The following is an 11,147-nucleotide window of genomic DNA, read 5'->3' as shown; positions in this document are numbered from 1 at the left end:
AGAAGTGGATCGACGCGAACCCGGACAAGGTTGCGGCATGGCTCAAGTCGTGACGCTTGCGGAGACGATCGAGCGGACCGCGACGATCAAGGGCCTCTATGTCGGCGGCGCCTGGGCGGAAGCGTCCGACGGCGGCACCACCGTCGTGCGGTGTCCCGCGGACGGCCGGGAGGTCGCCGTCGTCGCCTCTGCCACGGCGGACGACGCCGAGCGGGCCATCGCGAGCGCCCGCTCGGCATTCGACAGCGGCCCGTGGCGGCGGCTGACGGACATCGAGCGTGGCGCCGTCATCCTCCGCGTGGCAGATCTGCTCGAGCGAGACAAGGCTGCGTACGCGCGGGCCGAGGCCCTCGACACCGGGAAACGCCTCGTCGAGGCCGAGTACGACATCGACGACATCGTCGCGTGCTTCCGCTACTACGGGAAGATCGCCGGGCTCGACGCGGGCCGCGTTATCGACACGGGCAGGGCCAACGCGATCAGTCGCGTCGTGTACGAGCCGCTCGGGGTCTGTGCCCTGATTGCGCCGTGGAACTATCCGCTCCTCCAGGCAGCGTGGAAGGTCGCGCCGGCGCTCGTGACGGGGAACTCGTTCGTCCTCAAGCCGAGCGAGCTCACGCCCTCGACGTCGATCCTGCTCATGGAGACGCTCGCAGAAGCGGGCGTCCCGGCGGGCGTCGCGAACCTCGTCACCGGCGCAGGCTCCACGGTGGGCCGGCCGCTCAGCTCGGACCCGCGCGTCGACCTCGTCTCGCTCACCGGAAGCGTGGCCACGGGGCAGACGATCATGGCGGCCGCCGCCGAGACCGTGAAGCGCGTCGCGCTCGAGCTCGGCGGCAAGAACCCCAACGTCGTCTTCGCCGACGCGGACTGGGAGGCCGCCGTCGACAACGCGCTCACGGCCGTCTTCCTGCACTCAGGCCAGGTCTGTTCGGCAGGTGCCCGGCTCGTGGTCGAGGAGACGATTGCGGAGCGGTTCGTGGGCGAAGTCGTCGAGCGGGCGAAGCGGATCCGGCTCGGCGGACCGTTCGATCCCGACGCCGAGACGGGTCCGCTCATCTCGGCGAAGCACCGCGACGACGTGCACGCCTACGTGCAGAGGGGCATCGCCGAGGGAGCGGAACTCCTGTGCGGTGGCTACCTCCCGGACGAGGGAGCCCTTGCGGCGGGATTCTTCTACCCGCCCACGGTGCTCGGCAACTGCTGTTCGGGGATGAGCGTGGTCCGGGAAGAATCCTTCGGCCCGGTCCTGACCGTGGAGACGTTCCGCGACGAGGCCGAGGCGATCGCGATCGCCAACGACACCGAGTACGGCCTCGCCGGGGCGGTGTGGACCTCGGACGCCTCGAAGGCGCAGCGGGTCGCCGGAGCAATGCGCCACGGCACGGTCTGGATCAACGACTACCACCCCTACGTCCCCCAGGCCGAGTGGGGCGGGTTCGGCAAATCGGGAATCGGGCGCGAGCTGGGCCGGGCGGGCTTGGACGAATACCGCGAGGCGAAGCACATCTGGCAGAACATCGCCCCCGCGCCGAGCGGGTGGTTCGGCGCGGGCTAGGCCGATCCTGTCAGGCCGATACTTCTAGGCCAATACGCTGGCGGCCCGGCGGCTCACGAGCGATCGTGAGCGGCCGGGCCGCCCATGCGTTCCGTGATCTCCTCGCCCGCGGCGATGACGGACTTGACGACGTCGTCCGCCAGGGGGTCGAAGCGGAAGGCCGGCCCGGAGAGGCTCACGGCACCCACGACGTCGCCCATGTGCCCGAACACGGGCGCGGCGATCGCGTTGAGACCGTCTTCGAGCTCGCCCCGCGTCGTGGCGTAGCCCCTCTCGACGATGCCGGGGAGCTCCCGCTCAAGCTGCTGCCGCTCGAGCGTGCGGGGCGTGAAGCCCTTGAGATTGGCCCTGTCGAGCAGTTCGTCCCGTTCGCTCGCGTGCAGGTAGGCGAGGAAGACCTTCCCGCTCGACGTGGCATGCAGGGGCGTGAGGTTGCCGATCCAGTCGTACGTCGCGAGATTCGCGGCGCCCATCGCCTGATCCACGTTGACGGCGTAGACGTCGCGGCGCACGGCCAGGTTCACCGTCTCGCCGTACTGCTGGGCGAGGTCTTCGAGCACGGGCCGGGCCGTGTGGACGAGGCTCAGGCGGCGGGGGATTGAGCTCGCGACGCGGAGGAGCCCGACACCGAGCTGGTACTTGCCGCGCCGGCTGCTCTGCTGGACAAATCCGTGCGTCTCAAGCGCGCCGAGGATCCGGGACGCCGTCGACTTGTGGACGCCCATGCGCTCCGCCACGTCACCCACGGCGGCGCTTCCCTCCTTGGCGAGGATCTCGAGGGCCTGGACGACGCGCTCTACCGCCTGGACGCCGTTGGCGGAACGTCCCTCGTCGGGCTGAACCTCGTCTGGCTCGTCGGACACGGATGTGTTCCCCATGGCCCGATTCTGCCAGAACGATGGTGTAAATGAGGGCGAGATCACATCTGGTTCGCCAGAAGAGGAACGGCCCAGCCCCTTTCGCAGGGACTGGGCCGCTCGTGTCCTGGACTTGCTCAGCCGCGAAGACGCTTCATCTCGGGATCGTAGAGTGGCTCCGGGGTCACCGTCGCGCGGATCCGGCTGCCGAAGTAGGCGATCTCGACGGCGTCGCCCTCGGCGACGTGGCTCGGGAGGTAGGCGTAGGCGATCGGCTTGCCGACCGTGTAGCCGTAGGCGGCGCTCGTGACATAGCCGACCGGCTCGTCCTTGTAGAACACCGGCTCCTTGCCCAGCACCATGGACCGCCCGTCGTCGACCGTCAGGCAGCGAAGCCGCCGTGGCGAGCCGTCCTCCGAGAAGCCCTCGAGCGCGGCCTTGCCCACGAAGTCGTCCTTTGAGAGCTTCACGGCGAAGGAGAGCCCAGCCTCGAACGGGTCGTGTTCCGTGGTCATGTCGGTGCCCCACGAGCGGTAGCCCTTCTCGAGGCGGAGGGCGCTGAACGCAGCGCGGCCGGCGGCGATGATGCCGTGCGGCTGGCCGGCCGCCCACAGCACGTCCCACAGGCGCTGGCCGTTGTCCGCGCTCGTGTAGATCTCCCACCCGAGCTCGCCGACGTAGGAGAGCCGCATGACGGTCACGGGCACGCCGCCGATCGTGGCGTGCTTCGCGCGGAAGTAGCGCAGGCCGTCGTTCGTGAAGTCGTCGTCGCTGATCGCTGAGACGACCTCGCGGGCGAGCGGCCCCCACAGCCCGATGCAGCACGTGCCGCCGGTGATGTCCCGCACCTGGGCCCACTGCGCGGGGTCCTCGGCCCGTTGGCGGCGGGCCTCCCGCGTGAAGTAGGCGAGGTCGATGTTGCCGTTGGCGCCGACCTGGAACGTCTCCTCGTCGAGCCGCGCGACCGTGATGTCGCTGCGGATGCCGCCGTGCTCGTCGAGGAGGAGGCAGTACGTGACCGCTCCCGGCTTCTTCGACACGTCGCCGGTCGTGAGCCGCTGCAGGAGGGTGACGGCGCCCGGGCCCGAGACTTCGAGGCGCTTGAGGGGCGTCATGTCGTACATGGCGACGGCGGTGCGCGTCTTCCACGCCTCGGCCGCGGCGATGGGCGAGCTGTACTGGGCGGACCAGGCGTCCCGGGGCGCCGGCTGCCACTCGGCCGGCAGCTCGTCGAGGAGGTGCGCGTTCGACTCGAACCAGTACGGGCGCTCCCAGCCGGCTCCTTCAAGGAAGTAGGCGCCGAGCTCGCGGTGGCGCGCGTTGAAGGGGCTCACCCGCAGATTGCGCGGGGACTCCTTGGGCTGGAGCGGGTGCAGGACGTCGTAGATCTCGACGAAGTTCTGCTGCGAGGTCTCGCTCACGTAGGCGCGGGACAGCTGGACGTCCTCGAAGCGGGCGACGTCGCACTCGCCGAGGTCGATCTGCGAGCGTCCGTCCGTGAGCAGTTCTGCGACGGCGCGGGCGACGCCGGCCGAGTGGGTCACCCACACGGCCTCGGCGACGTAGAACCCGTCAAGGTCCCTGTGCTGCCCCACGATCGGGCCGCCGTCGGGCGTGAACGAGAAGATGCCGTTGAAGCCATCCTCGATCTCGGCCTCGCGGAGGGCCGGGAGGATCTCCTTCGAGTCCTCCCAGGACGGGGCGAAGTCCTCGGGTGTGAAGTCGAGGCGAGAGGGCATGCTGTGCTCATCGACGTGCTTCGGCGTGAGGCCGAGGTCGGCGGCGACAACCGGCATGGGGCGGTGGGCGTAGGAACCGATCCCATAACGCTCGCCGTGCTCGCGGTAGTACAGGTCGCGGTCCTGATGGCGCAGGATCGGCAGGCCAGCGCCATTCGGGAGTTCGTTGCGGCCCTTGAGCGCGGGGACGGGCCCTGTCTTGACGTACTGGTGCGCCAGCGGGAGCAGCGGGATCGACATCCCGACCATCGCCCCGACCTCGACGCCCCAGAAGCCCGCGCAGGAGACGACGATGTCCGCGGGGATCACGCCGTCGGGCGTCTCCACCCCCGTGACGCGACCGCCCGAGCGCTCGATGCCTGTCACCGGGGTCGAGCCCCGGTAGACGACACCGGCCTCGCGGGTGCGCTCGATGAGCAGCTGGACGCAACGCGCCGCGAGGGCGAGGCCGTCGCTCGGGATGTGGAGGCCGCCGAGCACGATCTCCTCGTTGAGGAACGGGTAGATCCGCTTGCACTCGGCAGCGTCGACGAGGCGCGCCTCGACGCCCCACGACTGCGCGTAGCCGAGCTTGCGCTTGAGGTCCTCATAACGAGACGGCGTCGTTGCCACCTCGAGGCCGCCGACCTGGTTGAAGCAGTTCTCGCCGTCCTTGGCGAGGCCGAGGAGCTTCTCAACCGTGTACTTGGCGAAGAGCGTCATCGTCTTCGACGCGTTCGTCTGGAAGACGAGGCCGGGGGCATGGGAGGTTGATCCGCCGGGCATCTCGAGCGGGCCCTGATCCACGACGGTGATGTTGTTCCACCCGCGGGAGACCAGTTCGTCCGCGAGGTTGGTGCCGACGATGCCGGCGCCGATGATGACTACCTTCTGGGACAGGGCTTGGGATGAAGTCATTGGTGGTTCCTTTGCTCTGGGGCGGGAGGTCAGCGGAAGACGACGGTGCTGGCGCCGTCGAGGAGGACTCGGTGTTCGCAATGCCAGCGGACGGCGCGCGAGAGGGCGAGGCACTCGGCATCCTGACCGACGGTGGCGAGGTCCTGTGGGTGGTGCGTGTGGTCCACCCGGATGACCTCCTGCTCGATGATCGGCCCCTCGTCGAGGTCGGCGGTGACGTAGTGGGCCGTCGCGCCGACGAGCTTGACGCCCCGCGCGTAGGCCTGGTGGTAGGGCTTAGCCCCCTTGAAGCCGGGCAGGAACGAGTGGTGGATGTTGATCGCCCGGCCCTCGAGGGAGGAGGTCAGCTCGTCCGAGAGGATCTGCATGTAGCGAGCCAAGACCACGAGATCGATCCCGTGTTCCTCCACGAGGGCCAGGAGGCGGGCCTCGGCCTCTCCCTTCGTGGAGGGCGTGACGGGGATATGCACGAACGGCAGGCCGGCTGCCTCGGCCATGGGGCGCAGGTCTTCGTGATTCGAGACCACGAGGGCGATGTCGCCGCCGAGGGTGCCCGCGCGCCAGCGGAAGATCAGGTCGTTGAGGCAATGGCCGAACTTGGACACCATGACGAGCATCCGGAGCTTCGTCTCGTCATGGAACGAATAGCTCATCTCGAAGTGGTCCGCGGTCGCGCGGAACTCGGCGGTGAGTTCGTCGGCGTCGACCGGGCTGCCCATCGTTGAATCGCCTGAGAACGCGGTCCGGAGGAAGAAGCTCGCGCGCTCGCGGTCGTCGAACTGCTGGTGCTCGACGATGTCGAAGCCGTGCTCGTACAGGAAGCTCGTGACGGCTTGGACGATGCCCGGACGCTCGGGGCACGAAAGGGTCAGGACAGACATGCGCCCGGGCTCCCGGCCTTTCCCTCGGAGGGGCGACGAAGCAGCGGTCTCGGCCAGTGGGGTGGCGGTCTCACTAGTGGTCATCGGAACTCCTGGTAGGAAGAGTCATATTCTTCTGATACAACTCTGATATATTAGAGATGTGACTCAGGTTATACTGCCTTCGACGGGCAGGTCAACCAGAAAAGGAGAGCGGCGCATGGCCCAGCCAATCGACATCGACCCGCATGAGCGGCCCTCCCTCGCCGAGATCGCGTACCGCGTGGTCCAGGACCGTCTTCTCACTCTTGAGATCCGTCCCGGTGACCCGATCAATGACGAGGCTTTGGCGAGGGAGCTCGGTTGCGGGCGCACTCCCGTCCGCGAAGCGCTCAAACGCCTCGAGCTCGACCGCCTCGTGGTGACCTATCCCCGCCGAGGGACCTTCGCGACCCCGGTCGAGGTCACGGATCTCGCGTACATCTCGGAGATCCGGGCCCAGCTGGAACCGCTCGCCGCCACGCGGGCTGCCCGCCTGGCCTCGCCCGCCGCACGCAAGCAGCTTCTGTCCCTCATCCACAGGGTGCGGGAATTCGACGTCGTTTCGGCGACAGTCGCGGAGACGCTCGCGTTCGACGCCGCGATGCACCGGGCCATCTATGCTGCAGGAGGCAATCCTCACCTCGAGGATGCCCTCGTCCGGTATGACAACCTTGCGACGCGCATCTGGTGTCTCGTCATGGACAGGCTCCCGGGCCTTGCCGGCCATCTGCACGAGCACGTCGCGCTCCTGCAGGCGGTGGTCGACGGTGATGAGCGGCAGGCCGCGGAGCTCGCGCGCGAGCACGTCGAAGGGTTTGAGGTTGCCGTCCGCACGGCGCTCTTTGCCCCGCATGTTTCAGTTGTCTAGTTTGAACACGGAAGGATGGGCCTGTGTTTGCACAGAAGCCTGAAGCCGAGGACATCGACGAGGATGCCCTCGAGGTGCATGCACCCAAGACCGCTGCGGCGGGGGTGAAGGCCGTCACGGTGGCCCTGGAGCGGGGGTTCGCGCAGGCGGGGGTGGCCCGGACGGTGCGGGGGATGCTGCGGATCAACCAGCGGGACGGGTTCGACTGTCCCGGGTGCGCGTGGCCGGAGTCGATCACGGGGAAGCGGAAGCCGGCGGAGTTCTGCGAGAACGGCGCGAAGGCGATCGCGGAGGAGTCCACACTGCGCACGGTGGGCCCGGAGTTCTGGGCGCAGCATCCGGTCTCCGAGCTGGAGGCCAGGAGCGAGTTCTGGCTCGGGTCCCGGGGGCGGATCACGGAGCCGGTGGTGATCCGGCCGGGGGAGACGCACTATTCGCCGATCTCGTGGGGGGACGCGTTCGAGCTGATCGCCGAGCACGTCGGGGCCACGACCCCGGATCGGTGCGTGTTCTACACCTCGGGGCGGACGGCGAACGAGACCGCGTTCCTTTACCAGCTCTTCGCCCGCTCGCTCGGGACGAACAACCTCCCGGACTGCTCGAACATGTGCCACGAGTCCTCCGGATTCGCCCTCAACCCCACGATCGGGGTGGGAAAGGGCACCGTGTCCCTGGAGGACATCCACCATTCCGAGCTCGTGCTGGTGGTGGGGCAGAACCCGGGCACGAACCACCCGCGGATGCTCTCGGCGCTGGCCGAGTGCAAGGCCAACGGCGGGAAGGTCGTCGCGGTGAACCCGCTGCCGGAGGCCGGGCTGCTGAACTTCAAGGACCCGCAGACCGTCGCCGGGGTGGTCGGGGACGGGGTGGCGATTGCGGACGAGTTCCTCAAGATCCGGGTCGGCGGGGACCTGGCCCTGTTCCAGGCCCTGGGCCACCTGCTCCTGGCGGCGGAGGAGCGGGAGCCGGGCTCCGTCGTCGACCGCGCGTTCGTCGAGGCCCAGACGACAGGGTTCGCCGCCTACCGCGAGGCGCGCCGTAGCCTGGACTGGGCCGAGACCGAGGCCGCCACCGGGCTCACCCGGGCCGAGATCGAGACGGTCGCGGAGATGATGATCGCCTCGAAGGCCACGATCGTGTGCTGGGCGCTGGGGCTGACGCAGCAGCCGCACTCGGTGAACACGCTCAAGGAGATCGTGAACCTGCTGCTCGTGCAGGGGAACTTCGGCAAGCCCGGGGCCGGGGCGTGCCCGGTGCGCGGGCACTCCAACGTCCAGGGCGACCGGACGATGGGGATCTGGGAGAAGCCCACCGAGAAGTTCATCGCCGCCCTGGAGGCCGAGTTCGGGCTCCCGTTCCCCAGGGAGCACGGCTACGAGTCGGTGGAGACCCAGCACGCCCTGGAGGCCGGGGAGGTGGACGTGTTCGTCTCGATGGGCGGGAACTTCCTCTCGGCCGCCTCAGACACGGAGAACACCAGGGCCGGGCTGAAGCGCACCGGTCTGACCGTGCACGTCTCGACCAAGCCGAACCTCTCGCACGTCGCGCACGGGCGCACCTCGCTCATCCTGCCCACCCTGGGTCGGACCGACGTGGACGACAAGCACCCCGGCGGGCGGCAGTTCGTCTCGATCGAGGACTCCATGTCCGTGGTGCACTCCTCCCAGGGCCGGCTGCGCCCGGTCTCAGAGCACCTGCTGGCCGAGCCGGTCATCGTGGCCCGGATGGCCCAGGCAGTCCTGGGCGAGGACCACCCGGTCGACTGGCGCGCGATGGCCGAGGACTACGACGTGATCCGCGACCACATCTCCCGCGTCATCCCCGGCTTCGAGGACTACAACACCCGGGTGCGCGGCAAGGACGGCTTCGTCCTGCCCTCCCCGCCCCGGGACACCCGCACCTTCGCAACCGACATCGCCAAGGCCAGGTTCACGGTGTCCCCGCTGGAGTACCTCACGGTCCCGGAGGGCCACCTGATCCTGCAGACCCTGCGCTCCCACGACCAGTACAACACCACGATCTACGGCCTCGACGACCGCTACCGCGGCATCTCCAACGCCCGCAGGGTCGTCCTGGTCAACCCCGAGGACCTCGACGAGCTCGGCTTCGAGGACCGCGAGCTCGTGGACGTCGTATCGGTGTTCAACGGCGACAAGCGCCGCGCCGAGTCGTTCAGGCTCGTCGCCTACCCCACCGCGAAGGGCTGCGCCGCCGCCTACTACCCCGAGGCCAACGTCCTGGTCCACAAGGACCTCGTCGCCCGCGAATCCAACACCCCCGGCTACAAGGCCGTCACCATCAGATTCGAGAGGCGGTCCGAGGGCTAGCAGTCCGAGGGCTGGCAAGGGCGCTTGCCAGCGCGATGGCCTCGGCGCGCGAGGTCACGCCGAGTTTGCGGAAGATGTTCCGCAGGTGGAACTTGACAGTGTTCTCACTGATGTGGAGCGTCGCGGCAATCGCGCGGTTGCGCAGCCCGCTCACGAGCAGGTGGAGGATCTCCTCCTCGCGCTGCCCGAGGTGCCACTTCGCGGCCTCCGGGGAGGGCGGCGCAGGAGGGTCCAGGGGGAGGGAGATGAAGGCATCGGCTCCCCAGCCGGCCATCACCTCCGTGCGGAACCTGCCATCGAGGGCCTCCACGCGCTGCTCTACGCGCCTCAGGCTGTCTCCGCTGAGCGCGAGTTGACCCTGACCGTCGTCCCGGATGTTAACGAGCAGGTTCGTGCCGTCGCAGTCCCATTGAACGCGGATGCGGCTCACGCCGTCCTGCTCCACCATCGCGAGAACGAGGGCGCGCACGATCGCCCGGGCCGCGTGCGCCACTTCGCCGGGCAGCGCGCGGCCGTCGGCTGGCGGCTCAACGAACTGAAGACCGATTCCGCCGAACCGCTCGAGCGGGCGGAGATCGTCCCGGAGCCGTTCGAAGGCGCTCGCGACCGGCTCCTCGAGCAGCGAGGCGGTTCGCTCCGCGCTGGCCCGCAGGCGGACGAGGGCGGCGGCGGCGATATCGGTGGCGGCGCGCCGGGCGGAAGCGTCGGATTGGTGCGGCGAGCGCAGTGCGGAGAGCACGGATTCGAGCGTGGTGGAATGCTCGTCGGTGAGTTCCGCCGTCAGCCGGGCCCGCTCCGCGGAGGCAGCGCGGGATTCACGCAAGTACGACGGCGGTGCTTCCGCCACCTTGTCCCGGATCCGGACCGCGGCGAGGTGCCAGAGGCGGACGACGATGGGCAGCACCTGCTCATCCGTTTGGGTGGCCTGGAGCACGGGGTCCGTGAGCACGAGAAGCGCGTTCGTGGTGGATCGGAGCGCCATGACAGGGCGCGGCAGGCCGGCGATCTGCTCCGTTGCCCGATGGGGCGAGAGGTCAGGGAGGGGCGCGCGGATCCGTTCCAGCTCCTCGAGCGTCACCCGGCTGATGATCTCTTCGGCTCCGGCCTTCTTCTGGGGTCGGCCCGTGCAGTCCTCGGTGAAGATCACGAGCGACGTGCACCTGATGTAGGGGCTGAGGAGGCGGCGGAGCCGCTCGGCGATCTGGAGGAGCGGGGCATCCGCGAGCTCGGCGGCCGCGTCCAGGAGGGCGAGCGCCTCGCGACCTGTTGTCGGGCCGGTCGTCATCCCCTGAGGATACAGGCATGCCCCCACCTGAATGGGTAGGTCCGGCCGCCCTGGCGGGCGGTTCCCTCACCGTCTTCGGTGGCCGAGCCTTGAAGCATGAGCGTTGACATCGCATCCGGATCGGGCATCGCAAGCGCATCCGGAATCCACCAGAACCTTGGCCTCATCCAAAGCGAGGTCTTCGCCGCCGCGAATGCCCTCGACCGCGAGGAGTTGGCGGACATCGCCCGACTGGTCCGGGACGCGCCCCGTGTCTTCCTCGTCGGGGCGGGCCGGAGCGGACTGGTCCTCAGGATGGCGGCGATGCGCCTCATGCACCTCGGACTCGAGGTGCACGTCGTCGGGGACACGACGACCCCCGCGATCCGGTCCGGCGATCTCCTCATTGCTGCCTCCGGTTCCGGGACCACCGCGGGCGTTGTGAAGGCCGCGAGCACGGCTGCTGCGGTTGGCGCGCGCCTCGCCGTCTACACGACCGATCGGGACTCCCCCCTCGCGGCCCGGGCGGATGCCGTCGTCGTCATTCCCGCCGCACGCAAGACGGACCATGAGGGGACGGTCTCTCGCCAGTACTCCGGAAGCCTCTTCGAGCAGGTGCTGCTCCTCGCCTCTGAGGCCGTGTTCCAAAGCCTCTGGGACGCGGACGGCAGCCCGGCCGAGGAGCTGTGGCTCCGGCACGCCAACCTCGAATAGCCGTCTTCGGAACCCAAGCCA

Annotated in this window: 8 protein-coding genes; 4 read left to right on the top strand and 4 right to left on the bottom strand. The window is 68.9% G+C overall.

The window, feature by feature from the left end; translation table 11 throughout:
- Positions 1–37: 37 nt before the first annotated feature.
- The gene (locus tag V7053_RS01345; protein ID WP_334170459.1) at positions 38–1,558 is read left to right on the top strand and encodes an aldehyde dehydrogenase family protein; all 1,521 of its coding nucleotides are present in this window, start codon (positions 38–40) and stop codon (positions 1,556–1,558) included.
- 53 nt (positions 1,559–1,611) lie between these two features.
- Here the strand turns inward: V7053_RS01345 and V7053_RS01340 are convergent, their stop codons facing one another.
- From V7053_RS01340 to purU, 3 genes are all read right to left on the bottom strand, one after another.
- Positions 1,612–2,436 (bottom strand): IclR family transcriptional regulator, encoded by an 825-nt coding sequence (locus V7053_RS01340; protein ID WP_334170458.1) that lies wholly within the window; start codon positions 2,434–2,436, stop codon positions 1,612–1,614.
- A 116-nt stretch (positions 2,437–2,552) separates the two neighbouring features.
- On the bottom strand, positions 2,553–5,051 hold the full coding sequence (locus V7053_RS01335; RefSeq protein WP_334170457.1) for a GcvT family protein: 2,499 nt from the start codon (positions 5,049–5,051) through the stop codon (positions 2,553–2,555).
- Between the two features lie 29 nt (positions 5,052–5,080).
- On the bottom strand, positions 5,081–6,016 hold the full coding sequence (purU, locus tag V7053_RS01330) for a formyltetrahydrofolate deformylase (RefSeq protein ID WP_334170456.1): 936 nt from the start codon (positions 6,014–6,016) through the stop codon (positions 5,081–5,083).
- Between the two features lie 115 nt (positions 6,017–6,131).
- Here purU and V7053_RS01325 point away from each other — a divergent pair, with 115 nt between their 5' ends.
- Both V7053_RS01325 and V7053_RS01320 read left to right on the top strand, forming a co-directional pair.
- Entirely contained in the window at positions 6,132–6,821 is a 690-nt protein-coding gene (locus V7053_RS01325; RefSeq protein WP_334170455.1) for a GntR family transcriptional regulator, read from the top strand.
- 23 nt (positions 6,822–6,844) lie between these two features.
- Entirely contained in the window at positions 6,845–9,148 is a 2,304-nt protein-coding gene (locus V7053_RS01320; protein WP_334170454.1) for an FdhF/YdeP family oxidoreductase, read from the top strand.
- On the opposite strand, the gene V7053_RS01315 is transcribed toward V7053_RS01320, so the two are convergent.
- Positions 9,120–10,433 carry a helix-turn-helix transcriptional regulator gene (locus V7053_RS01315; RefSeq protein ID WP_334170453.1) on the bottom strand — a complete coding sequence of 438 codons (1,314 nt, stop codon included), beginning with the start codon at positions 10,431–10,433 and terminating at the stop codon, positions 9,120–9,122. The genes V7053_RS01320 and V7053_RS01315 overlap by 29 nt on opposite strands.
- Before the next feature lie 96 nt (positions 10,434–10,529).
- On the opposite strand from V7053_RS01315, the gene hxlB reads away from it, so the two are divergent.
- A complete protein-coding gene (hxlB, locus tag V7053_RS01310; RefSeq protein WP_334170452.1) occupies positions 10,530–11,126 on the top strand; it encodes a 6-phospho-3-hexuloisomerase in 597 nt (198 codons plus the stop codon).
- The last annotated feature ends 21 nt before the right edge of the window (positions 11,127–11,147 follow it).

This window comes from Sinomonas sp., from assembly GCF_036848755.1.
In the GTDB taxonomy this organism is placed as follows: Bacteria; Actinomycetota; Actinomycetes; order Actinomycetales; family Micrococcaceae; genus Sinomonas.
The sequence above is the reverse complement of the archived record's forward strand: the minus strand, read 5'-3'. Positions and strand labels throughout refer to the sequence as shown.

Bases quoted from the DNA above. Each gene is read 5' to 3' on its own strand.
- V7053_RS01345 (WP_334170459.1), top strand. From the start codon at position 38: ATGGCTCAAGTCGTGACGCTTGCGGAGACGATCGAGCGGACCGCGACG.
- V7053_RS01340 (WP_334170458.1), bottom strand. From the start codon at position 2,436: ATGGGGAACACATCCGTGTCCGACGAGCCAGACGAGGTTCAGCCCGAC.
- V7053_RS01335 (WP_334170457.1), bottom strand. From the start codon at position 5,051: ATGACTTCATCCCAAGCCCTGTCCCAGAAGGTAGTCATCATCGGCGCC.
- purU (WP_334170456.1), bottom strand. From the start codon at position 6,016: ATGACCACTAGTGAGACCGCCACCCCACTGGCCGAGACCGCTGCTTCG.
- V7053_RS01325 (WP_334170455.1), top strand. From the start codon at position 6,132: ATGGCCCAGCCAATCGACATCGACCCGCATGAGCGGCCCTCCCTCGCC.
- V7053_RS01315 (WP_334170453.1), bottom strand. From the start codon at position 10,433: ATGACGACCGGCCCGACAACAGGTCGCGAGGCGCTCGCCCTCCTGGAC.
- hxlB (WP_334170452.1), top strand. From the start codon at position 10,530: ATGAGCGTTGACATCGCATCCGGATCGGGCATCGCAAGCGCATCCGGA.